The organism is Sphaerisporangium sp. NPDC005288 (assembly GCF_040607475.1).
GTDB classification, from domain to species: Bacteria; Actinomycetota; Actinomycetes; order Streptosporangiales; family Streptosporangiaceae; genus Sphaerisporangium; species Sphaerisporangium rhizosphaerae.
Window position 1 is genome coordinate 180,800 of the sequence record NZ_JBEXGT010000007.1, and the last position, 25,760, is coordinate 206,559.

Annotated in this window: 20 protein-coding genes; 13 read left to right on the forward strand and 7 right to left on the reverse strand. The window is 71.8% G+C overall.

Annotated elements, in window-relative coordinates:
* Positions 1-227: 227 nt before the first annotated feature.
* From ABZU32_RS09870 to ABZU32_RS09905, 8 genes are all read left to right on the forward strand, one after another.
* A complete protein-coding gene (locus tag ABZU32_RS09870; RefSeq protein ID WP_354919634.1) occupies positions 228-965 on the forward strand; it encodes a metal-dependent hydrolase in 738 nt (245 codons plus the stop codon).
* A gap of 279 nt (positions 966-1,244) precedes the next feature.
* Positions 1,245-4,031 (forward strand): aconitate hydratase, encoded by a 2,787-nt coding sequence (locus ABZU32_RS09875; RefSeq protein WP_354919637.1) that lies wholly within the window; start codon positions 1,245-1,247, stop codon positions 4,029-4,031.
* Between the two features lie 215 nt (positions 4,032-4,246).
* Entirely contained in the window at positions 4,247-5,434 is a 1,188-nt protein-coding gene (locus tag ABZU32_RS09880) for a cytochrome P450 (RefSeq protein ID WP_354919641.1), read from the forward strand.
* An 83-nt stretch (positions 5,435-5,517) separates the two neighbouring features.
* Complete coding sequence (locus tag ABZU32_RS09885; RefSeq protein WP_354919644.1) at positions 5,518-6,243, forward strand: sulfite exporter TauE/SafE family protein; 726 nt, start codon at positions 5,518-5,520, stop codon at positions 6,241-6,243.
* A gap of 230 nt (positions 6,244-6,473) precedes the next feature.
* Complete coding sequence (locus ABZU32_RS09890; protein ID WP_354919647.1) at positions 6,474-7,598, forward strand: substrate-binding domain-containing protein; 1,125 nt, start codon at positions 6,474-6,476, stop codon at positions 7,596-7,598.
* Positions 7,599-7,662: 64 nt separating this feature from the next.
* Positions 7,663-8,475, forward strand: a complete 813-nt coding sequence (locus ABZU32_RS09895; protein WP_354838821.1) for an ATP-binding cassette domain-containing protein — start codon at positions 7,663-7,665, stop codon at positions 8,473-8,475.
* Positions 8,472-9,725 (forward strand): ABC transporter permease, encoded by a 1,254-nt coding sequence (locus ABZU32_RS09900; protein ID WP_354919650.1) that lies wholly within the window; start codon positions 8,472-8,474, stop codon positions 9,723-9,725. Before ABZU32_RS09895 ends, ABZU32_RS09900 begins: the two co-directional genes overlap by 4 nt.
* Before the next feature lie 67 nt (positions 9,726-9,792).
* Positions 9,793-10,995, forward strand: coding sequence for an ROK family transcriptional regulator (locus ABZU32_RS09905; RefSeq protein ID WP_354839694.1), 1,203 nt, complete (start codon positions 9,793-9,795; stop codon positions 10,993-10,995).
* Positions 10,996-11,010: 15 nt separating this feature from the next.
* Here the strand turns inward: ABZU32_RS09905 and ABZU32_RS09910 are convergent, their stop codons facing one another.
* A complete protein-coding gene (locus ABZU32_RS09910) occupies positions 11,011-11,823 on the reverse strand; it encodes a neutral zinc metallopeptidase (protein WP_354919653.1) in 813 nt (270 codons plus the stop codon).
* A 71-nt stretch (positions 11,824-11,894) separates the two neighbouring features.
* Positions 11,895-12,698, reverse strand: coding sequence for a neutral zinc metallopeptidase (locus ABZU32_RS09915; protein ID WP_354919656.1), 804 nt, complete (start codon positions 12,696-12,698; stop codon positions 11,895-11,897).
* 238 nt (positions 12,699-12,936) lie between these two features.
* Between ABZU32_RS09915 and dxs the strand changes: the two genes are divergently transcribed.
* Together dxs and ABZU32_RS09925 are read left to right on the forward strand one after the other, a co-directional pair.
* Positions 12,937-14,841 carry a 1-deoxy-D-xylulose-5-phosphate synthase gene (gene dxs, locus ABZU32_RS09920; protein ID WP_354919767.1) on the forward strand — a complete coding sequence of 635 codons (1,905 nt, stop codon included), beginning with the start codon at positions 12,937-12,939 and terminating at the stop codon, positions 14,839-14,841.
* A 301-nt stretch (positions 14,842-15,142) separates the two neighbouring features.
* Entirely contained in the window at positions 15,143-16,612 is a 1,470-nt protein-coding gene (locus ABZU32_RS09925; protein WP_354919659.1) for an amino acid permease, read from the forward strand.
* Between the two features lie 53 nt (positions 16,613-16,665).
* Here ABZU32_RS09925 and ABZU32_RS09930 read toward each other — a convergent pair whose 3' ends face one another.
* Both ABZU32_RS09930 and ABZU32_RS09935 read right to left on the reverse strand, forming a co-directional pair.
* Positions 16,666-17,235, reverse strand: a complete 570-nt coding sequence (locus ABZU32_RS09930) for a TIGR03086 family metal-binding protein (RefSeq protein ID WP_354919662.1) — start codon at positions 17,233-17,235, stop codon at positions 16,666-16,668.
* A gap of 85 nt (positions 17,236-17,320) precedes the next feature.
* Complete coding sequence (locus ABZU32_RS09935; RefSeq protein WP_354919664.1) at positions 17,321-18,547, reverse strand: alpha/beta fold hydrolase; 1,227 nt, start codon at positions 18,545-18,547, stop codon at positions 17,321-17,323.
* Positions 18,548-18,637: 90 nt separating this feature from the next.
* Between ABZU32_RS09935 and ABZU32_RS09940 the strand changes: the two genes are divergently transcribed.
* Together ABZU32_RS09940 and ABZU32_RS09945 are read left to right on the forward strand one after the other, a co-directional pair.
* A complete protein-coding gene (locus tag ABZU32_RS09940) occupies positions 18,638-19,255 on the forward strand; it encodes a TetR/AcrR family transcriptional regulator (RefSeq protein ID WP_354919667.1) in 618 nt (205 codons plus the stop codon).
* A 181-nt stretch (positions 19,256-19,436) separates the two neighbouring features.
* Positions 19,437-20,498: a LacI family DNA-binding transcriptional regulator gene (locus tag ABZU32_RS09945; RefSeq protein WP_354919670.1), complete on the forward strand. Its 1,062-nt coding sequence runs from the start codon at positions 19,437-19,439 to the stop codon at positions 20,496-20,498.
* 60 nt (positions 20,499-20,558) lie between these two features.
* Here ABZU32_RS09945 and ABZU32_RS09950 read toward each other — a convergent pair whose 3' ends face one another.
* Complete coding sequence (locus ABZU32_RS09950) at positions 20,559-21,806, reverse strand: HRDC domain-containing protein (RefSeq protein WP_354919673.1); 1,248 nt, start codon at positions 21,804-21,806, stop codon at positions 20,559-20,561.
* Positions 21,803-22,405 (reverse strand): DUF3000 domain-containing protein, encoded by a 603-nt coding sequence (locus ABZU32_RS09955; RefSeq protein ID WP_354838845.1) that lies wholly within the window; start codon positions 22,403-22,405, stop codon positions 21,803-21,805. Before ABZU32_RS09955 ends, ABZU32_RS09950 begins: the two co-directional genes overlap by 4 nt.
* A gap of 817 nt (positions 22,406-23,222) precedes the next feature.
* Here ABZU32_RS09955 and hemE point away from each other — a divergent pair.
* Positions 23,223-24,260 (forward strand): uroporphyrinogen decarboxylase, encoded by a 1,038-nt coding sequence (gene hemE, locus ABZU32_RS09960; RefSeq protein ID WP_354919676.1) that lies wholly within the window; start codon positions 23,223-23,225, stop codon positions 24,258-24,260.
* A gap of 246 nt (positions 24,261-24,506) precedes the next feature.
* Here the strand turns inward: hemE and ABZU32_RS09965 are convergent, their stop codons facing one another.
* The gene (locus ABZU32_RS09965; RefSeq protein WP_354919679.1) at positions 24,507-25,673 is read right to left on the reverse strand and encodes a DUF4349 domain-containing protein; all 1,167 of its coding nucleotides are present in this window, start codon (positions 25,671-25,673) and stop codon (positions 24,507-24,509) included.
* Positions 25,674-25,760: the final 87 nt, after the last annotated feature.

Consider the following 25,760-nt stretch of genomic DNA (forward strand, 5'->3'; position numbering starts at 1 on the left):
AGCGTTAACAGCATTCGGACGGGTCGTTCCGCTCTGAGAGGGCTGGGGGGTGCTCTTGGAGCGGAACGGCCCCGTCCTTCTTTTTTTCCACGGCCCTCGGGCGGTTCTCTCCGCGCTTCCCGGCGCGCGCCGGTCGCCGGGCGCGAGGCGACACGCCGCGCCCCCGGCGGGACACCTCCGCCGCTTGGTGAGGTTTTTGCCATAGGGTGCCCGATCGTGATCGACGCATGATGGGGCATACGCACGCACTCAGCGGGGCGGCGGCCTGGCTGCTCGTCGCGCCGGGTCTGGTGGCGCTGCCGGGCCTGACGGCGCTGTCCGGCCTCACCGGCGACCTGACGCCGGTGGTGGCCAACGCGCTGTCCCCGGCCGAGCTGGTCGCCGGCACGCTCGTCTGCGCGGGCGCGGCGATGCTCCCCGATCTCGACCACCCGCACGCGACGATCGCCCAGACCTTCGGCCCGGCCACCTGGGTGCTGAGCAAGGCGGTCAACTGGGCGAGCGGCGGGCACCGGCACGCCACCCACTCGCTGGCGTTCGCGATCGCCGCCGGCCTCGGCGCGCACCTGCTCGCCGACCACTATTCCATCGGCCGCGACGTCGTGGTCATCCTGATGATCGGCCTCGCGCTGCGGTCGATCGGCATCGGCATCCCCGGCAAGACGATCACCTCGGCGATGGTGAACATCGGCCTTACCGCCATCGCGTTCATCCTGCTCCGCTCCGCCCACGTCGGGTACCTGTGGCTCGGCTTCGCGATCTCGATCGGCTGCCTGGCGCACGTGGTGGGCGACTGCCTGACCGAACGCGGGTGCCCGGTGCTGTGGCCGCTGCGGCACCGGTGGCTGCTGCCGTGGAAGATCGGCATCAAGACCGGGAGGGTGTTCGAGATCAAGATCCTCGGCCCGGTGCTGTCGGTGGTCGTGATCGGCCTGTTCGCGGCACGTCTCATGCCGTCCTTCTAGCGTCTCCCGCTCGCCTCGCCGCGGCCCGTCCCGCCGTCCCGCTGCCTCGCGTCCCGTCGCCGGGTCCTCGTCGCACTCCTCGCTACCCATGAGTAACTTGATGTCGAGATATAACACCAGATATCTTGATGTCGAGAGATCCGAAGGGCCGTGTTCGGTTAGGAGTACCTAACTGGCGGCGGCACTCCGCCGGTGCGGCAGGATCTATGGGGCGAACCAGGCACAGTCTGCGACCCATCATCAGTGGCGATGAGTGTGAAATGAGGGAGGCGAGTCTCCGTGTCCGCCAACAGCTTCGGCAGCCGTGACACACTCCGCGTCGGTGACGCGGCATACGAGATCTACCGGCTGGACGCCGTCGAGGGGTCGGCGCGCCTCCCGTACAGCTTGAAGATCCTGCTTGAGAACCTGCTGCGCACCGAGGACGGCGCCAACATCACCGCCGACCACATCCGGGCGCTCGGCGGATGGGACCCCGCCGCGGCCCCCAGCGTGGAGATCCAGTTCACGCCCGCCCGCGTGATCATGCAGGATTTCACCGGCGTGCCCTGCGTCGTCGACCTGGCCACCATGCGCGAGGCCGTGCGCGACCTGGGCGGCGACCCGGCCAGGATCAACCCGCTGGCGCCGGCCGAGATGGTCATCGACCACTCGGTCATCGTCGACTTCTTCGGCGGCCCCGACTCCTTCCGGCGCAACGTCGAGCGCGAGTACGAGCGCAACCGCGAGCGCTACCAGTTCCTGCGCTGGGGCCAGACGGCGTTCGACGAGTTCAAGGTCGTCCCGCCCGGCACCGGCATCGTGCACCAGGTCAACATCGAGCACCTGGCCCGCGTGGTCATGACCCGCGACGGCAAGGCCTACCCCGACACCTGCGTCGGCACCGACTCCCACACCACCATGGAGAACGGCGTCGGCGTGCTCGGCTGGGGCGTCGGCGGCATCGAGGCCGAGGCCGCCATGCTCGGCCAGCCGATCTCCATGCTGATCCCCCGGGTGGTGGGCTTCCGGCTCACCGGCGAGCTGCCCGCCGGGGCGACCGCCACCGACCTGGTGCTGCGCATCACCGAGATGCTCCGCGAGCACGGCGTCGTCGGCAAGTTCGTCGAGTTCTACGGCGAGGGCGTCGCGGCGGTGCCGCTGGCCAACCGCGCGACGATCGGCAACATGAGCCCCGAGTTCGGCTCCACCTGCGCGATCTTCCCGATCGACGACGAGACGGTGAAGTACCTCACGCTCACCGGCCGCGCCCCCGAGCAGGTCGCCCTGGTCGAGGCGTACGCCAAGGAGCAGGGTCTGTGGCACGACCCCGCGAGCGAGCCGGTCTTCTCCGAGTACATCGAGCTGGACCTGTCGACGGTCGTCCCGGCCATCGCCGGCCCCAAGCGCCCGCAGGACCGCATCGCGCTGACCGCCGCCAAGCAGACCTGGCGCCGTGACGTGCGCGTCTTCGTCCCCGACGCCGAGGGCGTGGACGAGGAGGGCAAGGAGTCCTTCCCGGCCTCCGACGCCCCCGCCTCCAACGCCCAGGCCGACGGGCACGACAAGGAGCAGGACAGGCCGCACGCCGCGACGGCCGCCGAGGGCTCGGCCCGGCCGAGCAGCCCCGTCCCGGTCACCCTGGCCGACGGCGCCTCCTTCGAGCTGGACCACGGCGCCGTGGTGATCGCCGCCATCACCTCCTGCACCAACACCTCCAACCCGTACGTCATGATCGGCGCGGCCCTGCTCGCCAGGAACGCCGTGGACAAGGGCCTCACCCGCAAGCCCTGGGTGAAGACCTCCCTCGCGCCCGGCTCGCAGGTCGTCACCGGCTACTTCGAGCGGTCCGGCCTGACGCCCTACCTGGACAAGCTCGGGTTCAACCTGGTCGGCTACGGCTGCACCACCTGCATCGGCAACTCCGGCCCGCTGCCGGAGGAGATCTCGGCCGCCGTCCAGGAGGGCGACCTGGCCGTCACCGCGGTGCTGTCGGGCAACCGCAACTTCGAGGGGCGCATCAACCCCGACGTCAAGATGAACTACCTGGCCTCGCCGCCGCTGGTCGTCGCCTACGCGCTGGCCGGCACGATGGACCTGGACCTGGACACCGAGCCGCTCGGCACCGGGACCGACGGCGAGCCGGTGTTCCTCAAGGACATCTGGCCCTCGGCCGAGGAGATCGCCGAGGTCGTCCACTCCTCCATCGGGGAGGACATGTTCCGGCGCGACTACGCCGATGTGTTCAAGGGCGACGACACCTGGCGGTCGCTGCCGATCCCGACCGGCGACACCTTCGAGTGGGACCCCGAGTCGACCTACGTCCGCAAGGCGCCCTACTTCGACGGCATGCCGAGCGAGCCGGAGCCGGTGACCGACATCGCCGGAGCCCGCGTGCTCGCGCTGCTCGGCGACTCGGTGACCACCGACCACATCTCCCCGGCCGGTTCGATCAAGGCCGACTCGCCCGCGGGGCTGTACCTGAAGGAGCACGGGGTCCAGCTCAAGGACTTCAACTCCTACGGCTCGCGCCGCGGCAACCACGAGGTGATGATCCGGGGCACCTTCGCCAACATCCGCCTGCGCAACCAGATCGCGCCCGGCACCGAGGGCGGCTTCACCCGCGACTTCACGCAGGAGGGCGGCCCGGTCTCGACGATCTACGACGCCTCCTCGAACTACCAGGCGGCGGGCGTCCCGCTGGTGGTGCTGGCGGGCAAGGAGTACGGCTCGGGGTCCTCGCGCGACTGGGCCGCCAAGGGCACGGCACTGCTCGGCGTCCGCGCGGTGATCGCCGAGTCCTACGAGCGCATCCACCGCTCCAACCTGATCGGCATGGGCGTGCTGCCGCTGCAGTACCCCGAGGGCGAGAGCGCCGCCTCGCTCGGCCTCACCGGCGAGGAGACCTTCGACATCACCGGTGTCGAGGAGCTCAACGCGGGGACGACCCCGGCCACCGTCACGGTGAAGGCGGGGGACAAGGAGTTCCAGGCCGTCGTGCGCATCGACACCCCCGGCGAGGCGGAGTACTACCGCCACGGCGGCATCATGCAGTACGTCCTGCGCTCGCTGCTCGCCAAGAGCTGAGACCCCGAGCCGGGCCCGCGGGCCCGGCGGACGCGGGGCCCATCGGGGCCCCGCCGACGGGACGTCGCGTCCCGTGCGGCCCGGCGGCACCTGGTGCCCCGGGCCGCACGGCGTCCTGTCGAATCTTTACTCCGCCCGATACCTCCCTTCATATAGCGGAATGTCCCCGCTTGTAGGGTCTGGGAGAAAGGGAGGAGCGCATAATGACGCACGCGATGTCACGGCCGGTTACCCTTTCCCTCGAACGCCCGAACCCCTTCGACCCGCCCGGAGAGCTGGCCCGGTGGCGCGAGGAGGGCCCGATCCGGCCGATGCTGTACGCGGACGGGCACGTGGGATGGCTGGTCACCGGCTACGCCGCCGCGCGCGCCGTGCTCGCCGACCCGAGGTTCAGCACCGATCTGAAGGTGCTGCACCCGCCGGTCGGCGGGCGGCTCACCCAGGCGATGTTCGCCGACGTCCCCGGCTTCTTCCTGCACCAGGACCCGCCCGAGCACACCCGCGTCCGCGGGCTGCTCACCGGCCAGTTCACCCTGCGCCGGGCCAAGGAGATGGAACCGAGGATCGCCCAGATCGCCGAGGACCTGCTGGACGCGATGGAGAAGGCCGGCCCGCCGGTCGACCTGGTGCGCGCGTTCGCCCTGCCGCTGCCCTCTCTGGTGATCTGCGAGCTGATCGGCGTGCCCGTCGAGGCGCAGGAGGACTTCCAGCGGCAGTCGGAGGTGATGCTCGATCTCGCCTCCACCCCGGAGATGGTCCGCCGGGCGAAGGACGAGCTGATGCGGTCCATGCTGGAGCTGGTGGACGGCAAACGGGCGCGGCCGGCGCAGGACCTGATCGGCAACCTGGTGGCGACCCGGCAGCTCACCAAGGAGGAGATCGCCGGTGTGGCGATGCTGCTGGTGATCGCCGGCCACGAGACGACCGCCAACATGCTGGCGCTCGGCACCTTCGCGCTCCTGCGCAACCCCGGGCAGCTCGCCGCGCTGCGCGAGGACCCCGGCCGCCGGGCCGGGGCCGCGGTGGAGGAGCTGATGCGCTACCTGAGCATCATCCACATCGGCCTGCTCCGCTCGGCCACCGAGGACGTCCTGGTCGAGGGCCACATGATCAGGGCGGGGGAGACGGTGACGGTGTCGGTCGCCGCCGCCGACCGCGACCCCGCGCAGTTCCCGGCCCCCGACGCCTTCGACGTCACCCGCCCGGCGACCGGGCACCTGGCCTTCGGGCACGGCGTCCACCAGTGCATCGGCCAGCAGCTCGCGCGCGCCGAGATGCGCGCCGGCTATCCCGCGCTGCTGCGGCGCTTCCCCGGCCTGCGCCTGGCCATCGAACCCGAGCAGGTCGCGACGCGGTCGGACATGGCGATCTACGGGGTGCACCGGCTCCCGGTCGCCTGGTGACCTCCGCAAGGCCCCGATCAGCGGTTGCGGGCGGCCGATAATCCGTTGCGGCGGGTGGGCGGCCTGCCTCTACTGTGCCACGCATGGGTGTCGAGGGCTTTTACGTGCTGGTCGCCGGCGTGGCGGTGTTCGTGGGCGCCATCGTGCAGGGAGGGGTGGGCTTCGGCCTCGGCCTGGTGGCCGCGCCGCTGATCACGGTGCTCGATCCGAGCGTGATGCCGGGGGCCGTCCAGATCGTCAACGTGACGCTGCCGCTGTTCACCCTGGCCGCCGAGTGGCGCAGAGTCGACTGGAGGGGTCTGGGGTTCGCGCTGCTCGGCCGGCTGCCGGGCAGCGCCCTCGGCGCGCTGGTCGTCGTGTACGTCAGCACCCGCGTTCTCGGCCTGTTCGTCGGCCTCATGGTGCTGGTCGCGGTGGCGGTCACCGCCTCGGCGGTCGCCGTCCCGCGCAACGGGGCCACGCTGGCCGGCGCGGGGTTCATCTCCGGGATCACCGGCACGGCGACCGGCATCGGCGGCCCGCCCATGGGCATCGTCTACCAGCACGCCAAGGGGCCGCAGATCCGGGCGACGCTCGCCCTGTACTTCTTTCTCTCGGCCGCGCAGTCGCTGGCCCTGCTCGCCGCCGTCGGCAAGCTGCCCACCCGGTCGGCGCTGGCCGGGGCCGTGCTCATCCCGTTCATGGTCGCCGGCTTCGCCGTCTCCGGCCCGCTGCGGCGGTTCCTGGACGGCGGGCGGGTCAGGGCGGGAATCCTCGCGGTAGCCGCCATGTCAGCTCTTGTGTTGATCGGGCAGAGCCTGGGCAGTTAAGGGCGCGTTTCCCGATTGTTACCGGAGACAACAAATCTTGACCCTTCCAGGTCTGGTATCCGGCCCCGGGACGGAATACGTTGCCGCAAACAACATTCAAGGAAACGGCAAAATCCGCGACCCGGTGACAGCCGTGCCATCCCCGGTCAGAGCTCGGCCGGGCACCTCCCGAACAGACCCCCGTGCCACGCCGTCAGTGGCCATCTCTGTAGAAAGGACCCGGTGCATCCATGCGCAAGGGGATCCTCGGCCTGACCGCCGCCGCGGCGGCGCTCTCTCTCGGTCTCACCGCCTGCGGGGGCGACAGCGGTGACTCCGGCGCGGCTCCGAGCGGCAGCGCCCCGGCGTCGTCCGCCGCCGCCAAGCCGGCGGGGAAGATCGGCGTCATCCTTCCCGACAGCAAGTCCTCCCCCCGCTGGGAGACCGCGGACCACAAGTACCTCGAAGAGGCCTTCAAGGCCGCCGGAGTCGAGTACGACATCCAGAACGCGCAGAACGACAAGACCGCGTTCCAGACCATCGCCGACCAGATGATCACCAACGGCGCCACCGTGCTGCTGATCGTCAACCTGGACAGCGGCACCGGCAAGGCCGTCATCGACAAGGCCAAGGGCCAGGGCGTCCCGGTCATCGACTACGACCGCCTCACGCTCGGCGGCGGCGCCTCGTACTACGTCAGCTTCGACAACGTCAAGGTCGGCAAGCTGCAGGGCGAGGGCCTGGTGAAGTGCCTGACCGACAAGAAGGTCGACAAGCCCATCATCGCCGAGCTGAACGGCTCGCCCACCGACAACAACGCCACGCAGTTCAAGGAGGGCTACGACGGCGTCCTGAAGCCCAAGTACGACTCGGGCGACTACAAGAAGGGTCCCGACCAGTCGGTTCCCGACTGGGACCCGCGCAAGGCCAACACGATCTTCGAGCAGATGCTGACCTCCGAGCCCAAGATCGGCGGCGTGCTCGCCGCCAACGACAACCTGGGCAACGCGGCCATCACCGTGCTGAAGAAGCAGAAGCTCAACGGCAAGGTCCCGGTGACCGGGCAGGACGCCGGCGTCCAGGGCCTGCAGAACATCCTGGTCGGCGACCAGTGCATGACGGTCTACAAGGCGGTCAAGCAGGAGGCCGACGCCGCGGCCAAGCTCGCCGTCGCGCTCGCCAAGGGTGAGAAGCCCACGGTCAGCGGCACGACCAAGGACACCCAGACCGGCCAGGACGTCCCCGCCGTCCTGCTCGACCCGCTGGCGGTCACCTTCGAGAACGTCAAGGACGTCGTCGCGGACGGGTTCGTCACCAAGGACGAACTGTGCAAGGGCGAGTACGCCGACAAGTGCACCGAGGCCGGAGTCCAGTAGAACCGCGGTTCGGCACGGCTCACGCTCCCGCGGGGAGGTCCCGGCAAGGGGCCTCCCCGCGGGGATGCGGGTGACGTACCGTCAGTCCCTGAGGAGCAACGTGTCATCCCAACCCGTCCTGGAGATCCGGGGGCTCGACAAGAGCTTCGGTCCCGTGCAGGTGCTGCACAATGTCGCCTTCTCGGCCTACGCCGGTGAGGTCACCTCCCTGGTCGGCGACAACGGCGCAGGCAAGTCCACCATGGTCAAGTGCATCGGCGGCACCTACACGGCCGACGCGGGGGAGTTCCTGTTCGACGGCAGGCCCGTGCAGGTCAACAGCCCCCGTGAGGCCGCCGACCTCGGCATCGAGATCGTCTACCAGGACCTCGCCCTCTGCGACAACCTCGACATCGTCCAGAACATGTTCCTCGGCCGCGAGAAGAAGAGCGGCCTGGTGCTGGACGAGGCGACGATGGAGGAGATGGCGGCCAAGACGCTCGACAGCCTCTCGGTGCGCACCGTCAAGTCGATCCGCCAGCACGTGTCGAGCCTGTCCGGCGGCCAGCGGCAGACCGTGGCCATCGCCAAGGCCGTGCTGTGGAACAGCAAGGTCGTCATCCTGGACGAGCCGACCGCGGCGCTCGGCGTCGCCCAGACCGCCCAGGTGCTGGAGCTGGTGCGCCGCCTGGCCGACAACGGCCTGGCCGTGATACTCATCTCCCACAACATGAACGACGTCTTCGCCGTCTCCGACCGCATCGCGGCGCTCTACCTCGGCCGGATGGCCGCCCAGGTCAAGGCGTCCGACGTCACCCACTCACAGGTCGTCGAGCTGATCACCTCGGGACGCAGTGGCGAGCTCGGCCTGCAGAACGTCAACGGAGTCACCGCATGAGTACGACGATGGTTCCCGACAAGCAGACCGCGGCGCCGGCCCCGAGCCTCGGCGGCAACGCCCGTGCCTACATCGGACGCGTCCGGGGTGGTGACATGGGCGCGCTGCCCGCCATCCTCGGGCTCCTCGTCCTGTGCACGGCCTTCGCCGTCCTGCGGCCGGTGTTCCTCTCGGCGATCAACTTCGCCAACCTGTTCACCCAGGGCGCCGCGATCAGCGTGATCGCCATGGGGCTGGTCTTCGTCCTGCTGCTCGGCGAGATCGACCTGTCCGCCGGGTACACCAGCGGCGTGTGCGCCGCGGTGCTCGCGGTGATGATGACCCAGAACGGGCAGCCGTGGTACCTCAGCGTCGGGGCGGCGATCCTCACCGGCGTCGTGATCGGCCTGATCCTCGGCGCGCTGGTCGCCAAGCTCGGCATTCCTTCGTTCGTGGTGACCCTGGCCGCCTTCCTGGGCTTCCAGGGCCTGCTGCTGGTGCTGGTCAACGAGGGCAACAACATCGCCATCCGCGACCCGCTGATCATCGCGATCGAGAACAAGAACCTGCCGCCGTCCCTGGGCTGGATCCTCTACGCGGTGTGCGTTCTGGTCTACGCCGCCATCCAGGTCGTGCGGGCGCGCCGCCGCGCCGGGCGCGGGCTCGCCGCCGACACCGCCGGCATCATCGCCGTCAGGGTGGGCGCCCTGGTGATCCTCGGCGGCCTGGCCGTCTATGCCCTGAACCTCGAGCGCAGCCGCAACGCCCTGCTCGTGTCGCTCAAGGGCGTGCCGATCGTCGTGCCGGTCGTGCTGGCCCTGCTGATCATCTGGACGTTCGTCCTGCGCCGCACCGCCTACGGGCGGCACATCTACGCGGTCGGCGGCAACGCCGAGGCGGCCCGCCGCGCGGGCATCAACGTGGACCGCATCCGGGTCAGCGCCTTCGTCATCTGCTCGGGCATGGCCTCGATCGGCGGCATCATCCTGGCCTCCCAGGCCAGCTCGGTCGACCCGAGCACGGGCGGCAGCGACGTGCTGCTGTTCGCCGTGGGCGCCGCGGTCATCGGCGGCACGAGCCTGTTCGGCGGCAAGGGCCGGGTGCTGGACGCCATCCTCGGCGGCGCCGTGGTCGCCGTGATCAACAACGGCATGGGCCTGATGGGCTACAGCGCCAGCGTCAAGTACATCGTCACCGGGCTGGTGCTGCTGCTGGCCGCCGGGGTCGACGCGCTGTCGCGCAAGCGGGCGGCCGCCTCTGGGCTCAGGTGATCGCCGGTCCGGTGCCACCTGACCCCCCACCCGGACCGGACGATCAACGAGCAGAGGAACGCCGATGATGCGCGCGGGACCCTCGCAGGAGGAGATCCGCCGCCACAACCTCGGAGCCCTGCTGCGTCACGTGCACCTGGGCGGCCCGACGTCCCGCGCCGAGCTGACCACGCGGATGGGGCTCAACCGCAGCACCATCATGGCCCTGACCGCCGACCTGACGGCGGCGGGCCTGGTGCGGGAGGAACTGCCCAGGGAGACCGGCAGGGCCGGGCGCCCCTCCCTCGTGGTGCGGCCCGAGTCGGCGCGCGTGTACGTGCTCGCGTACGACATCGGGGTCGACCGCCTGGTGGCCGCGCGGGTGGGGCTCGGCGGGGTGATACTCGACCGGCGCGAGACCACCCGCCGGCGCGGGGTGTTCGCCATGGAGAACGAGGTCGAGCGCCTGGCCGCGTTCACCGGGCAGATGCTGGGCAAGACCCGCTCCGACACCGTGTGCGTCGGCGCGGGCGTGGCCTTCTCCGGCGGGGTGCGGCACTCTGATGGGTTCGTCCGCTTCAGTCCCAACCTGGGGGTCTTCGACATTCCGCTGGGCGAGGAGCTGGAACGCAGGCTGGGGCTCGGGGTGCCGGTCGTCGTGGGCAACGACGCCAACGTGGGCGCGCTGGCCGAGCAGGCGCGCGGGGTCGGCGTCGGAAGCCGTGACCTGATCTACCTGCACGGGGACGTCGGCGTCGGCGGCGGCATCATCACCGCGGGCCAGCTGCTCGGCGGGCACGGCGGCTACGGCGGCGAGGTCGGCCACATGGTGGTCAACGCGGGCGGCCGTCCCTGCGGGTGCGGCTCGCACGGCTGCCTGGAGGCCGAGGTGGGGGAGCGCGCGCTGCTGGAGGCCGCCGGCCGGTTCGGCCCGCAGATCGGGCGCGACGCCGTGCGCGCCGTCGTGGACGCCGCCGACCGGGGCGACAGCATCGCCCAGGAGGCGCTGGCGCGCGTCGGCGACTGGCTCGGCCTGGGCGTGGCCAACCTGGTCAACATCTTCAACCCCGAGATCGTCATCTTCGGCGGCATGCTGCGCGAGATCTACCTGGGGGCGGCGGCGCAGGTGCGCAGCCGCATCACCACCGACGTGCTGTACGCCTCCCGCGAGACCCTGCGCCTGCGCACCCCGATGCTCGGCGACGACACCACCCTGGTGGGCGCGGCCGAGCTGGCGTTCGCCCGGGTACTCGCCGACCCCCTGGACGCCCTGGCCAGGGTCGGGGCCTGAGCGGCGGCGGCCGGGCTACGCGGGCGCGGAGGCGACCATCGCCGAGCCGGCGCCCCAGGTGTTGCAGGCGCCCGGGCCGGCGGCCTTGAAACCGCGGCTCAGCCAGTTGGCGATGGTGCGCCCCTTGCCGTGGTCGCGCACCTTGGTGCGCTCGTCGCCGCTCTCGCGGGTGGCCTCCAGCAGATAGTCCCAGTCGTCGGAGGTGCGGTCCAGGGAGTCCCAGACGCTGCCGATGAACGCCCCGGCGAAGCACTCGGCCTGCAGTTCCAGGCGGCGGTACTGCTCGTAGTACTCCGGCTTGCCCTCGTAGGCCAGGCCGTTGAACGCGGCCTCGATGCCGGACAGGTTCTGCACGTGGTGGCCGTACTCGTGGGCGATCACGTCCATAAGGAACAGGTCCTCGGCCTGCCGGGTGAGGTGCTTGTCGAGCATGATGACGATGCGCCGCTGCGAGGGGCAGTACAGCCCCTGGGCGTTCTTGGGCCAGCTGTGCCCGCACACGCGCCCCGGCCGGGTGATGAACTGCACACCCGGCTCGGAGAAACGGATGCGCGCCTTGGCGAGCTGGGTCTTCCACGACGCGCCGAGGCAGTCCAGCAGCGGCAGCACGTATCTCTTGGCGGAGGCGACGCTGCCGGGTGTCACGGGCTTCTCCGGGCACCGCGCCGCGGGGAGCCTTCCGGAGGTGTACAGGGGGCTGCGGGTCAGCGCGGCGCGCTTCACCGGGTAGGACGCCGCTGTCGCGGGGATGCCCGGCGCCGAGGCCGCGAGGCAGAGACCCGCGAGTAGTCCGGCCGACAGCGTGGTGGAGCGCTTTCGACTGATCACAGCAGAGGAGAGTAGCCGCTATGTATGCGTAAGGGCTGATAAATGAGGGAGATCGCGTCCGGTGGTCCGTCTCAGGAGACCGCGGACGCCGAGGCGCTCCAGGTGTTGCAGGCGGAGGGCGAGGCGGCGCGGAAGCCGCGGTCCAGCCATCCGGCGATGTTGGCGCCCTTGCCGTGGTCGCGCACCTTGTAGTTCTCGTCGCCGCTGCGGCGTTCGACGGCCAGCAGGTCCTTCCATTCCGCGCCGGTGCGCTTCAGGGAGGGCCACACGCCGCCGATGAAGACCCCGCCCAGGCACTCGGCCTGAAGCTCGTGCCTGCGGTCCTGCTCTTCGGCCTCCGCCCTGCCGCGGCTGTCCATCCCGTTGTAGGCGCGGGCTATGCCGGCCAGGTACTGCACGTGGTGGCCGTACTCGTGGGCGATCACGTCCAGCAGGAAGAGGTCCTGGGGGGTGGCCACGCTGTCCTTGTCCAGCAGCACGGTGATCCGCCGGTCGCGGCCGCAGTACAGCGCCTGGACGTCGTGGCCCCACGTGTCGCCGCACGTCCGCTCGGGTTTGGTGATGAACCTCACAGTCGGCGTGCTGAACGGGATGCGGGCCTTCTGGAGCTGCACCGCCCACACGGCGTCCAGGCACCGCAGCAGCGGCGTGAGGTAGGCGCGCACCGAGGCCACGTCGCCGGGCCGCACCGGCCGCTCCGGGCAGGAGCTCCACGGCAGGCGGCCCGTCGTGTACAGGGGATTTCGCGTCAGGACGCCCGCGTCGCCGACCGGGTAGGCGGCCGGATTGGCGGCCTGGGCGGCGGCGGCCGGCCCACTGCCGACGACCAATCCGGCAATAAGCATGAACAGCACAGGCAGCGACGAAGTTCGCATGGTTCCGTGAGGGTACGCGAGCTGCGCGCTTGGCGTAAAACCGATCTAATGTGGACAAGTTGTGGAGGTTTTCCGTGCATGTCCCAAAGGCGCCGCAGGGGTGGGACCCTGGGGGCGAGCCGGAGGGGCGGACCCCTCCGGTGAATAGACTCGACGGGCGTCGGTAAGAGGCGGAGGAGATGATTCCGTGAGCGAGCGGACCCAGCGAACCGAAGGTTCGGGCGCGGACAAGGCCGGCCTGCTGGAATCGGTGAAGGGTCCGGGAGATCTCAAGCGCCTGGAGGTCGGCGAGCTGCCCGCCCTGGCGGCCGAGATCCGCGACCTGCTCGTGTCCATCACCTCCCGCACCGGCGGCCACCTCGGCCCGAACCTCGGGGTCGTCGAGCTGACCATCGCGCTGCACCGGGTCTTCGACTCCCCGCGCGACCGCATCCTGTGGGACACCGGCCACCAGGCCTACGTCCACAAGATGCTCACCGGCCGCTCGGGCGACTTCGACACCCTGCGCCAGGAGGGCGGCCTGTCGGGATACCCGTGCCAGGCCGAGTCCGACCACGACGTCATCGAGAACTCCCACGCCTCCACCGCCCTGTCCTACGCCGACGGCCTCGCCAAGGCCTACAAGCTGCGCGGCGAGGCCGACCGCACGGTCGTCGCGGTCATCGGCGACGGCGCGCTGACCGGCGGCATGGCCTGGGAGGCGCTCAACAACATCGCCGGCCACGCCAAGGACCCCGACCTGCCGCTGGTCATCGTGGTGAACGACAACGGCCGGTCCTACTCGCCCACCATCGGCGGGCTCGCCTCCCACCTGGCGTCCCTGCGCATGACCCAGAGGTACGAACACCTGCTGGAGTCCGTCAAGCACAACCTCAGCCGGGTGCCCGTGGTGGGCCCGCCGCTGTACGAGACGCTGCACGGCGTCAAGAAGGGCATCAAGGACGTCCTGGCGCCCCAGGTGATGTTCGAGGACCTCGGCCTGAAGTACGTCGGCCCGATCGACGGCCACGACGAGCAGGCCGTCGAGGCCGCGCTGCGCAAGGCCCGCGCCTTCCGCGGGCCGGTCATCGTGCACGTCCTCACCATCAAGGGCAACGGCTACTCCCACGCCGAGAACCACGACGAGGACCGCTTCCACTCGCCCGCGCCGTTCGACCCGCTCACCGGCGAGGAGCAGCCCAAGCCGCACAGCTGGACCAACGTCTTCGGCCAGGAGCTCGTGCGCCTCGGCGCCGAGCGCCGCGACATCGTGGCGATCACCGCGGCCATGCTGCACCCCACGGGCCTGGCCGCCTTCGCCGAGGCCTACCCCGACCGCACCTACGACGTCGGCATCGCCGAGCAGCACGCCTTCACCAGCGCCGCCGGCCTGGCCCTCGGCGGGCTGCACCCCGTGGTCGCCGTCTACGCCACCTTCCTCAACCGGGCCTTCGACCAGCTCCTCATGGACATCGCCCTGCACCGCCTGCCGGTCACCGTCGTGCTCGACCGCGCCGGGGTCACCGGGGACGACGGGCCCAGCCACAACGGCATGTGGGACATGTCCATCCTCCAGGTCGTCCCGGGGCTGTCGATCGCCGCGCCGCGCGACGCCGCCCGGCTGCGCGAGCTGCTCGCCGAGGCCGTCGAGGTCGACGACGGCCCGACCGTGGTGCGCTTCCCCAAGGGCGCCCTCGGCCCCGAGATCCCCGCCGCCGGGCGCCTGGGCCGCATGGACGTGCTGCGCGCGGGCGGCCAGGACGCCGACGTGCTGCTGGTCGCGGCCGGTGCCATGGCCCAGCCCGCCCTGGACGCCGCCGTGCTGCTGGACGCGCAGGGCATCTCGGCCACGGTGGTCGACCCGCGCTGGGTCAAGCCGCTGGACGAGGCTCTGGCCGAGGCCGCCGCGGCCCACCGGCTGGTCGCCGTGGTGGAGGACAACGGCCGGGTCGGCGGGGTCGGCGACGCCGTCGCCCGCCTGCTCAGGGACGCCGGGGTCGACGTCCCGGTGCGCACCTTCGGTATCCCGCAGCGGTTCCTCGACCACGCCAAGCGGGCCAAGATCCTCGCCGAGATCGGCCTCACCGGGCAGGACCTCGCCCGGGAGATCACCGAAGCCGTCGCACGGCGCTCACCCGCCCTGGAGGCCGACCCCGCACGCTGACCCCCCACCCCGGCCGCCACCCCGGCGGCCGGCGGCCCGCCCCTCATGACCTCGGTGAACGTCCGCACGGCTCCCGCCCCCGGGCCCGACCGGCGCCGCCCGTGGAGGAGCGGTAAGACCCGGCCCCCGCGCCGGGCGCGCACCGGTGAAACGGGAACCCCTGAAACGGGGAACGCCGGGCCGTAAGGCCACGGCTGCCTGACATGTGCTCACATTCGACCACATTTGAGGTAACGGTAGGCATGACCTGCGCTTCCAGGGGAAGGCGTCCTCGGGCGGTTGTCGAGGAAAAGGGGCGCGGATGTCGATTTTCCGGACGAAGTCTGTTGAACGGTCGATCGAGGACACCGAGGGCGAGCACCGGCTCCGGCGCAACCTGAGCGCGCTGGACCTGACCGTCTTCGGGGTCGGAGTGATCGTCGGCACCGGCATCTTCGTCCTGACCGGCCAGGTCGCCCGCGACACCGCCGGACCGGCCGTCGCGCTGTCGTTCGTCGTCGCGGGCGTCGTCTGCGCGCTCGCGGCGCTCTGCTACGCCGAGTTCGCCTCGACCGTGCCGGTCGCCGGGTCGGCCTACACCTTCTCCTACGCCACCATCGGCGAGTTCCCCGCGTGGATCGTCGGCTGGGACCTGATGCTGGAGCTCGCGCTCGGCGCCGCGGTCGTCGCCGTCGGCTGGTCGGGGTACTTCTCCGAGCTGATGGCGACGCTCGGGGTGCACCTGCCGGACTCTCTCGCCGGCGAGCACGCGACGTTCAACGTGCCCGCCGTCGTCGTCGTGCTCGCGCTGACCGCCGTGCTGGTGGCCGGCATCAAGCTGTCCGCGCGGTTCAACCTGGTCATCGTCACGGTCAAGGTGGCCGTGGTCCTGCTGGTCATCGTCGCGGGCCTGTTCTTCGTCAAGGGCGCCAACTACACCCCCTTCGTCCCGGACGCCCAGCCGACCCCGGCCGTGCACGGCCTCAAGGCGCCCTTGATCCAGGTGGTCTTCGGCATCACCCCGGTCGCCTACGGCCTGCTCGGGGTGTTCGTCGGGGCGGCCGTCGTCTTCTTCGCCTTCATCGGCTTCGACGTGGTGGCCACGGCCGCCGAGGAGACCCGCAGGCCCCAGCGCGACCTGCCGATCGGCATCATCGCCTCCCTGGCCGTGTGCACCGTCCTGTACGTCGCGGTCTCGCTGGTGGTCGTCGGGATGCAGCCGTACAACCGGCTCAGCCGCTCGGCCCCGCTCGCCGGAGCCTTCCGCGTCGTCGGCCAGGACTGGCTCGCCACCATCATCAGCATCGGCGCGCTCGCCGGTCTGACCACGGTCGTGATGATCCTCATGCTGGGCCAGAGCCGCATCTTCTTCGCCATGAGCCGCGACCGGCTGCTTCCCGGCGGCCTGGCCACCGTGCACCCGCGGTTCGGCACCCCCTACCGCATCACGATCATCATCGGCGTGGTCACCGCGCTGCTGGCCGGGTTCATCCCGCTGTCCGCGCTGGCCGAGCTGGTCAACATCGGGACGCTGTTCGCCTTCATCCTGGTCTCGGCCGGGGTGATGATCCTGCGGCGGACGCGGCCCGACCTGCCCAGGGCGTTCCGCACGCCGTTGGTGCCCGTGGTGCCCGTCCTGTCGGTGCTCGCCTGCCTCTACCTGATGCTGAACCTGCCGGTCGAGACCTGGGTGCGGTTCCTGGTCTGGATGGCCCTGGGCATCGTGCTGTACTTCGCCTACGGGCGGCGGCACAGCCGGGTCGAGGAGCCTTCCGCGGCCCGCGCCGGGTAGGCCCTTCCCGTTCTCCTCGTCTTGCCGTGCACCGCTTCTGGGCGCGGGAGGGGTCAGTGCTGAGTGAGATCTCGGCCAAGGAAGGCCAGGAGCCGCCGATGGGCGGGGGCGTCATCGGCGGCGGGCGCCGGCGGCCCGAACATGCCCGGACGGCGGAAGGCGTCGAAGTCCATGCCCAGCGTGACGCCGAGCAGTTCGCCGCAGGGCTCGTCCTCGACGAGCCGCTCCTGACCGGTGGCCAGCGCCAGGTCGGCGCCGTGCACGAGGACCTCGGTGAGGTGGATGAGCGCGGCCATCGGTCCGGAGACGGTGCCGAAGCCCAGCCGCACGGTGCCGTCCAGGGCGCCCGGGCGGTGCCAGGCGGCCCGGTCCAGGCCGGCGGCGAGAGCGTAGGCGGCCGCCGGGTCCGCGCCGAGCCAGTCGTCCTCGTGGGCGCCGCCGGGGTCGGTCCCGGTCAGCTCGGCGGCGAAGACGCGCATGCCGCCGACCAGGTGGTTCAGCTCGGTGCGTACGTCCCAGCCGGGGCAGAGGGCAGGCGCCGCGAGCCGGTCGTCGCTGATGCCCTTGACGATGGCGCCGGTCATGTCGAGCGCACGGTCGATCTGGTCGATCACGGAGGTCATCGGGGTCTCCATCGGGTGCGAAGGGGGCGGGCGGGAGGGTTGGGGCCGGGTGCCGGTGAGGACGCCGGAGGTCAGGGGTGCGGATTCAGGCGGGAGCGCCGGCGGTCAGGGTGTCGTCGAGCCAGTCGTAGAGGCGGGCGAAGGCCAGGCGCTGGGCCCCGGACTGGCAGTGGGCGTCCGCGCCCTCGTCCTCGGTGAAGGTCATGAGCGTCTTGCGGCACATCAGGTGCTCGTACAGCTGCTCGGGCTGGCCGTCGAAGAAGCCGTCGGCGGCTCCGGCGCAGACCAGGGTGGGGCAGGAGATCTTCTCGGCGATGCCGTCGCGCAGGTGGTAGTCCAGGTAGGAGGCGCCGAACGCGCGCGGGCTGGCGGCGCCCATGGAGTACATGCCGTGTTCGATGGCCCAGCGCAGCGTGGGGCTGGACGCCATGGCCGCCCGCATCATGGCGTCGAGCTCCGGGTCGTGCTCCGCACGCAGGCGGCGCTCGGCCTCGGGACGCGGCAGGGGGATGCTCGAGGTGGTGATGTCGCCCAGGTCGTAGACGCCGTCCAGCGCGATGAGGGCGGCGACGCGCCGGTCGAAGGCGGCGGCGCGGGGCGCGAGCAGGCCGCCCATGCTGACGCCGAGCAGGGCGATGCGGGCGGGATCGACCTCGGGCAGGGTCACGGCGTGGTCCAGGACGAGGCCGACCACGTTCTCCCAGTCCGGGCGGAACGTCATGCCCTGGTGATGGCGGGTGCCCGGCTGCCCGGGCCCGTCGAAGGCGAGCACCGTGTAGCCGCGCTCGACGGCCGCGGCGGCGCCGAAGAAGTGCATCTCCTCCACCGTGCCGTCGAACCCGTTGTGCATCACGACGGTGGGCCGGGCGGCGCCGGTGCCGTCGGCCCGGTACAGGTAGCCGGGCAGGGTGGTGCCCCCGTACGGGATCTCGACCGGCTCGACGGCCGGGGTGAAGAACGCCGCGGCGCCCCGGAAGCAGGCCACCGAGGCGTCGTAGGCGTGCCGGATGCGCGGGTCGGCGGCGTCGCCATGCAGGAAGAACTCGGCGGCGCGGTAGTAGTTCGAGGCACGCAGGAAGGCGTCGCGGGCGCTGACGCGGTGCCCCGCCGTCAGTGAGGACCGAGCCTCGCCCGCCACGCGGTCGGCGGTGGCCAGCCACTCGTCGTACCAGCTCTCGTAGTCGCCTGGGGCGATCCGCTCGCAGGTGACGGCCACCTCGCCGAAGTCGGCTCCGCCGTAGGCGATGTGGCCGAGGATGCGCAGGGTCTCGTACCAGAAGCTGTGGTCGTCAGGAAAGAACAGCGGCTTCATGATCACTCCAAAAGCAGGCGTTGACTGCGTTAAGGAATGTAGGGCAGAGATCCGCATAAACGCAAGTCCGGACTGCGTTAAGGTGGGCGCATGGTGGAACAGCAGCGAGCCAGGCGGCCCGGCGGGCGCAGCGCCCGCGTCCGTACGGCGGTGCACCAGGCGGTCACCGCCCTCATCGCCGAGCGCGGCTACGGCAACTTCACCGTCGGAGAGATCGCCGCCCGCGCAGGCGTGGCCGACACGAGCGTCTACCGCCGGTGGGGCACGCTGGAGGCGCTGCTCATGGACGTGGCGATCACCTGGCTCACCACCACCTCCCCCATCCCCGACACCGGCAGCCTGGAGCAGGACCTGCGCAGCTACGCCGCCGGCGTGGCCCGCGACGTCACCGGCCCCGACGGGCTCGCGGTGCTGCGTCTGGTCATCGCCCTTTCCACGGCGGGCGAGAACGGGGCCAAGGCGCGGGACGAGTTCCTGGCCGAGCGCGCCCGCCAGATCCAGGGCATGCTGGACCGCGCCCGCGAACGGGGCGAGCACCCGCCTGAGACGCTGGACATCCTCGACCACCTCCTGGCCCCGATGTACATCCGCATCCTGTTCGGGATGGGCTCACTCACGCCCGACTACGTCGGCACGCTGGTCGACCGCCTACTGGGCCTTCCGCTCCAGAAGGCGGCCCCGCCGCCGATGCGGTCCGGCCGTGGGTGAGGAAGCCGTGGCCGGGTGGCGCGAACGGCACCAGGGCGAGCCCGAGTTCCGGCAGTACCGGCAGGACCCGCTCCTCCACGTCGCGGAGTGCATGGCCGGGTAGGACGGCGGAGCGTGTGACCGGGCACTCCCCAAGCGCCGCACAATTGAGGGAGGGGCGGCAGGCAGGAGGAGGACCGCCATGATCACGCTTGAGGACGTCGCCAGGCACGCGGGGGTGTCACTGGCCACGGCGTCGCGGGTGCTCAACGGTAGCAGCCGCCAGGTCGGTGCGGCCCTGCGCGTCAGAGTCGAGTCCTCGGCCGCCAAGCTCGGCTACCGCGTGGACGCCGCCGCCCAGACGCTGGCACGGGGCGCCAGCAACGTCGTGGGCGTGATCATCCAGGACCTCACCGACCCCTACTTCGCCGCCATCGCCGACGGCGCCATCCGCTCGGCCGACCTGCACGACATGGTGGTGACCCTCGGCACCACCTACCGCGACCCCGAGCGCGAGATCGCCCTGGTGGCCACGCTGAACGCCCAGCGGGCCCGCGCGGTCCTGATCACCGGGTCCCGCGTCGACGACGCCTACCTGCTCGGCAGGCTGCGCGCCGAGCTGGAGGTGTACCGCGCCTCCGGCGGCCGGGTCGCCATGATCGGGCAGGACCTCCTCGGCACCGACACCGTGGCCCCGCTCAACCGCGAGGGCGCCCGCGAGCTGGCCCACGCGATCGCCGGCCAGGGCCACCGCCGGTTCGCCGTGCTGGCCGGTCCCAAGCGGCTGTTCACCGCCGCCGACCGCACGCTGGGCTTTCTCGAAGGGCTGTCGGAGCTCGGCCTGCCCGCGCCCGTCGTCGTGCACGGCGGGTTCGACCGCGACGGCGGGCAGGCCGCGGCCGAGGAACTGCTGGACATGGGCGCCGAGGTCACCTGCGTGTTCGCGGTGAACGACGTCATGGCGATGGGGGCGCTGGCCGCCTTCCGCGCGCGCGGCGTCGAGGTGCCCGGCGAGCTGTCCCTGGCCGGCTTCGACGACATCCCCACGCTGCGCGACGTGGTCCCCTCGCTGACCACCGTGCGGCTGCCACTGTCGTACATGGGGTCCATGGCCCTTGATCTCGCGCTCTCCAGCGAGGACGCGCCCCGCGTGGAGCCGGTGGCCGGGCAGGTCGTGCTCCGCGAGAGCGTCCGCGAGCTGGGCGCCCCGGGCACGGCCGCGACCACCACGGCCCCGGCGGCGCACATCCCGGTCACTCCCTGAGGCGGCGCACACCCCGCCTGCTCGAGCGGACCCCTTGGCGGGCTTGCGGAGAGGCGGCGCTCAGCCGCCGAGGTCCTCCTTGGCCGCCAGGCGAATCAGCGCCTTGGACAGCGGGTGGGCGGTCAGGGCGATCTGCCACTCGCGCGCGCCGAGCCGGCGCAGCCGCTCGGCCACCGCGTCGTCGCCGAGGTCGTCCGGCGGCTCCCAGGTGAGGCGGCGCACGGCCTCGGGCTGCAGGAGGTTCTCCGTGGGCATGTGGTTGGCGTCGGCGAGCGCGGTGATGGCCGTGCGGGCGGCGGCCAGCCGCCTGGCCGCGGCGGGGTCGCGGTCGGCCCACCGGTTGGCGGGCGGCGGACCGTCGCCGGGGCCGCTCTGCTGCGGCAGCTCCGCCTCGGTCAGCACGCGCGCCCGGCCGATGGCGTTCAGCCAGTCGCGCAGATGGCGCCGAGCGCTGCGCCCGGTGAACGGGGGGATCTCGGTCAGCGCCTTGGTCGTGCGCGGCTGCTCGAGCGCGGCGGTGACGATGGCCGAGTCGGGCAGCACCCGGCCCGGGGCCAGGTCGGCCTCCCGCGCGAGCTCGTCGCGCAGCGTCCACAGCTCACGCACCACCGCCAGGCCGCGCAGCGAGCGCACCCGGTGGATGCCCGACGTGCGCCGCCACGGGTCGACGCGCGGCGGCGCCGGGGGAGCGGCGAGGATCGCGGCGAACTCCTCCTGCGCCCAGGGCAGCTTGCCGCTGCTCTCCAGCTCCGCGTAGAGCATGTCCCGCAGCTCGATGAGCACCTCGACGTCCAGCACGGCGTAGCGCAGCCAGTCCTCGGGCAGCGGACGGTGGGACCAGTCGGCCGCCGAGTGGCCCTTCTCCAGGCGCAGGCCGAGGACGTTCTCCACCATCGTGCCGAGGCCGACGCGCTCGTAGCCGAGCAGCCGCCCGGCCAGTTCGGTGTCGAAGAGCCTGCGGGGGACCAGGCCCAGCTCGGCCAGGCACGCGAGGTCCTGCGTGGCGGCGTGCAGCACGATCTCGGCGCCGTCCAGCGCGGCGTCCAGCCGCGACAGGTCGGGGCAGGAGATGGGGTCGATCAGCGCGCTGCCGGCCCCGGCGCGGCGCAGCTGGACCAGGTAGGCGCGGCCGCTGTAGCGGTAGCCGGAGGCGCGCTCGGCGTCGACGGCGACCGGGCCGGTGCCCTGGGCGAACGCCTGTACGGCCGCGGCGAGCGCGGCGGGGTCCTCGATGACCGGCGGGATTCCCTCGCGGGGCTCCAGAAGCGGCACTATCTCGGATGCGGGGATGATCTCTTCGTCGGTCACGTCCTGAAGGACTCCGGGTCTTCGCGACGCGCGGTCCGCGGCTGCAGGGCCGCGACGTCAGGTGGCAGGGGTGGGATGCCCGCGGCGAGGCAGATGAGGTCGCACCAGGCGGCGACGTGGGCCGACAGGTCCTCCTCCAGGGGGGACCACGAGGCCCGCAGCTCCAGCTCGGTGGTGACCGGGTCGTCGGCCTTGTTGCCGAAGCCCTCCGACACCGCGCGGGTGACGGTGCCGCCGGCGGCGGCGTACCGCGCCTGGTGGGAGTCCAGGGACTCGGTCAGCCAGCTCCACGCCACCGGGCCGAGCATCGGGTCGGAGGTGATCTCCGGCTCCATGTCGGCGCGCACGTAGGCGACCAGGCGGAAGGGGCCGTCCCACCCGCGCTGGCCGTCGGGGTCGAACAGCATGATCAGCCGGCCGACCGCGAGCTCGTCGTCGTCGCGGTAGACCGAGGCGCCGACCGCGCCGGAGTAGGGGGCCAGCCGCTGGGGGGCGGGGATGTCCTCCAGCTCGATCTCGGGCCTGACCTCGGTGGGACGCAGGCTTTCCAGCGCCCGCCGGAATGCGGCGGGGGCCGGTGGCGCGTCACCGATGGTCATGATGGCAGCGTAGGACGGAGCGGGCGGGGCCGGAAGCAGGGGGGTATGCGCGGAGGACACCGAAGGTGATCAAGCCGTCATCACCGGTGCGCCGCCACGCTCCATGGAGACCCGGTCGTGGCGCAGGTGGTGGCGGGGTTGCTCCTCGAACCCCTGCTCGCCGGCACGGAGCGCACAATGCACAGTGCGGTGCTCGGAGGAACTCCACATCGCGGTCATCGCGGGCCTTTCGTCGGGTCCCAAGATCGAGTGCTCGCACGGACAGGAGCGCGCGCCGCCGCCTGGCCGGCGCATCCCCGCGCGCGCCTTGTCCGTGAACTCGAGGGCTGGTCCGACGTTGACACGTCACGGCGACATTTCCCCGCAACGCGCTCGGCGTGTCCCGAAAGTGGTCACCGAATCAGCGCCGCGCGGTGATTTGGCGAGCATTTGAACCAGCCGTGACATGATCACGAACCTCGCGTGAGACGTACTGTACCTGCGCTTGGCCGCTGATTGGCGCGGTCGGCGGCCGTCCGGGCCGCAGACTGCCCCTACTGAACCAGACATATTGTACGGATCGCCACGTCGTTCACCATGACCGGACATCGGCCTGGTAGGTAACTTTTTCGCGGCAAACTTTGCCGTCGCCCTCCAGGAAGGCGGCGGACTTGTTTCCGCCGGGCCCGCCGACGCCGCCTTCAACGGCCGCGTGGCCCCTCCGACGGCCGCGTGGCCCCTGCGGTCGGCCGCCGGCCCCCTTCCGCGCGGCGCGGCCCCCCTGTTCCCCCGGCCGGGCGATGCTCCGACCACGTGACCGGCGTGGCACTCTGGTCAGGTGAATCCCGAGACCGCCGAGTCCCCGTTCATCCGCGCGTGCAGAGGTCTGCCCGTGCCGCACACGCCCGTCTGGTACATGCGTCAGGCGGGGCGCGCGCTGCCGGAGTACCGCGCCGTGCGCGCCGATGTGCCCATGCTCACGGCCTGCGCCACGCCCGACCTCATCGTGGAGATCACGATGCAGCCCGTGCGGCGCTACGGCGTGGACGCGGCGATCTTCTTCAGCGACATCGTCGTGCCGCTCAAGGCCATCGGCGTCGACCTGGACATCCAGCCCGGCGTCGGCCCCGTCGTCGCCGCCCCGATCAGGGACGCCGCCGCGGTCGCCGCGCTGCGCGACCTGTCGCCCGGCGACGTGTCCTACGTCACCGAGGCCATCGGCGCGCTGACCAAGGAGCTCGGCCCCACGCCGCTCATCGGCTTCGCCGGAGCCCCCTTCACGCTGGCGTCCTACCTCATCGAGGGCGGCCCGTCCAAGAACCACGACCACACCAAGGCCATGATGTACGGCGAGCCGGCGCTGTGGCACGCGCTCATGGACCGCCTCACCCAGATCACGCTGGCCTACCTGCGGGTCCAGGCGGACGCCGGCGCCTCGGCCCTCCAGCTGTTCGACTCCTGGGTCGGCGCGGTGGCCCCCGACGACTACCGCGAGTTCGTCCTGCCCTACACCAGCCGCATCTTCGCCGGCCTGGCCGACCTCGACGTTCCGCGCATCCACTTCGGCGTGGGCACCGGAGAGCTGCTCGGGTTGCTCGGCGAGGCCGGCGCGGACGTGGTCGGCGTCGACTGGCGCGTCCCCCTGGACGAGGCCGCGCGCCGGGTCGGCGAGGGCAAGGCCCTGCAGGGCAACCTCGATCCGGCCATCCTGTTCGCCCCCTTCGAGGTCGTCGAGCGGCGCGCCCGCGACATCCTCGCGCGGGGGCGGGCGGCGGCCGGCCACGTGTTCAACCTCGGCCACGGCGTGCTCCCCACGACCGACCCCGACCAACTCACCCGCCTCACCGACCTCGTCCACGAAGCCTCAACCCGCTGACCGCGTCCCCGAGCGCCGGGCCCGGTGACCGCGTCCTCGAGCCCTGGGCCTGGTGACCGCGTCCTCGAGCCCTGGGCCTGGTGACCGCGTCCTCGAGCCCTGGGCCCGGTGACCGCGTCCTCGAGCCTTTGGCGCTCTCCCCGCCTCGGCTGGACCTTCCTGCGGCGCCGAGGCGGCGAGTCGCAGAGCGGCGGGTCCGGCGCCGTCGTGCGGCGGGTGACCGGTGCACGTTCGCGGGTCACCGCACTATTCAGGCCGGCCGGGCTCGCCGGAGTGCGGAGGGTGTCCCTGGCCGGCGGGGCCGGAGAAGGGCCATACAGGGCGGTCGGCGAGCGGGGCCTCACCCTCCGGCGTCTCCCGGGTCTCCGGCGTCTCAGAGAGGGCCGGGGGCTCCGGTCTCTCCGGGGAGTTCTGGGACTCGGGCGACGGGTTCCCGGGGAGGGTGTGCTCCGGCGGCGCGCCGGGGTGGGGCGTGGGCGGGACGGCCACGCCGGGGCCGTCATCGCCGCCGCGCCCCCGGCGCAGCGCCCTGATCCCCCGGCGGGCGCCGACGTACGCCGCCCACAGCACGGCGAGCACCGCCAGCCACGGCAGCAGCGCTCCGAAGACCGCGAGGCCGACCCGCACCGTCTGCTTGAGCGTCGTCCACCCCGACCGCAGGCCGGTGAAGAAGTTCGGCGGCTGGGGCTTCGGCCGGTGCACCAGGGGCTCCCGGCGCACCGGCCCCTCCACGTGCAGGGTGAGCGTGCCGTCGGCGACGCGCGTGGCGAGGCTGCGCTGGCGCGCCTGCAGGGCTTCCAGGTCGGCCTCGCGGCCGGAGATCTCCCGCTCGACCTTGAGCACCTCCGAGACGTTCTTCGCCTTCTTCAGCAGAGAGCGGAGCTGGTCCAGGCCCGCCTTGGCCGACTTCACGCGGCTGCCGACGTCGGCGATCTCCTCGGTGACGTCCTCGGTGGACAGGCGCAGCGACACGCGGGTGCCCAGTTCTCTGCCGAGCCGGTCGGTCACCGTCGCGTAGTGGTCCGGCGGGATCTTGAACACCAGGGTCGAGGTGTCCTGGCGCGCCAGGGCGGCCGCCTGCTCGCCGTCCAGCCGGCCCCCGGCGCCGGCGACGATCCGCTTGGCGGTGTCGGAGGCCGCGGTGACGTCCTTCACCCGCACCGTCATCTCGCCCGTGTACACGATCGCCCGCGGGCCGGCCTGGGGCGCGTCGGGAGTGGGGGCCGCCTTCTGCGGCGCCACCTTCGTGGAGTCGCCGGCCTGGCCGGCCACGCCTTCGTCCCTCTGAACGGGTGCGACCGCCGGTGCGCCGGCCGCGTCCGTCGAGGAGCCCGAGCCCCCGCAGCCCGACAGGGCGATGGCCGCCGCCGCCAGGGCCGCCGCGAGGGCCGGGCGGCATCGTAATCTGCTCATGTCATGGTTGACGACGCGGCCTCTCGGCGGGTTTGACGTGCCGCGTCACAATGCCGTCACGGTCTCGACAAGGGGCCCGCCGGAGCC

Excerpts from the sequence above, each read along its gene's own strand:
- ABZU32_RS09870 (WP_354919634.1), top strand. The coding sequence starts at position 228 with ATGATGGGGCATACGCACGCACTCAGCGGGGCGGCGGCCTGGCTGCTC.
- ABZU32_RS09880 (WP_354919641.1), top strand. The coding sequence starts at position 4,247 with ATGTCACGGCCGGTTACCCTTTCCCTCGAACGCCCGAACCCCTTCGAC.
- ABZU32_RS09885 (WP_354919644.1), top strand. The coding sequence starts at position 5,518 with ATGGGTGTCGAGGGCTTTTACGTGCTGGTCGCCGGCGTGGCGGTGTTC.
- ABZU32_RS09890 (WP_354919647.1), top strand. The coding sequence starts at position 6,474 with ATGCGCAAGGGGATCCTCGGCCTGACCGCCGCCGCGGCGGCGCTCTCT.
- ABZU32_RS09895 (WP_354838821.1), top strand. The coding sequence starts at position 7,663 with ATGCGGGTGACGTACCGTCAGTCCCTGAGGAGCAACGTGTCATCCCAA.
- ABZU32_RS09900 (WP_354919650.1), top strand. The coding sequence starts at position 8,472 with ATGAGTACGACGATGGTTCCCGACAAGCAGACCGCGGCGCCGGCCCCG.
- ABZU32_RS09905 (WP_354839694.1), top strand. The coding sequence starts at position 9,793 with ATGCGCGCGGGACCCTCGCAGGAGGAGATCCGCCGCCACAACCTCGGA.
- ABZU32_RS09915 (WP_354919656.1), bottom strand. The coding sequence starts at position 12,698 with ATGCGAACTTCGTCGCTGCCTGTGCTGTTCATGCTTATTGCCGGATTG.
- ABZU32_RS09925 (WP_354919659.1), top strand. The coding sequence starts at position 15,143 with ATGTCGATTTTCCGGACGAAGTCTGTTGAACGGTCGATCGAGGACACC.
- ABZU32_RS09930 (WP_354919662.1), bottom strand. The coding sequence starts at position 17,235 with ATGACCTCCGTGATCGACCAGATCGACCGTGCGCTCGACATGACCGGC.
- ABZU32_RS09935 (WP_354919664.1), bottom strand. The coding sequence starts at position 18,547 with ATGAAGCCGCTGTTCTTTCCTGACGACCACAGCTTCTGGTACGAGACC.
- ABZU32_RS09940 (WP_354919667.1), top strand. The coding sequence starts at position 18,638 with ATGGTGGAACAGCAGCGAGCCAGGCGGCCCGGCGGGCGCAGCGCCCGC.
- ABZU32_RS09945 (WP_354919670.1), top strand. The coding sequence starts at position 19,437 with ATGATCACGCTTGAGGACGTCGCCAGGCACGCGGGGGTGTCACTGGCC.
- ABZU32_RS09955 (WP_354838845.1), bottom strand. The coding sequence starts at position 22,405 with ATGACCATCGGTGACGCGCCACCGGCCCCCGCCGCATTCCGGCGGGCG.
- ABZU32_RS09965 (WP_354919679.1), bottom strand. The coding sequence starts at position 25,673 with ATGAGCAGATTACGATGCCGCCCGGCCCTCGCGGCGGCCCTGGCGGCG.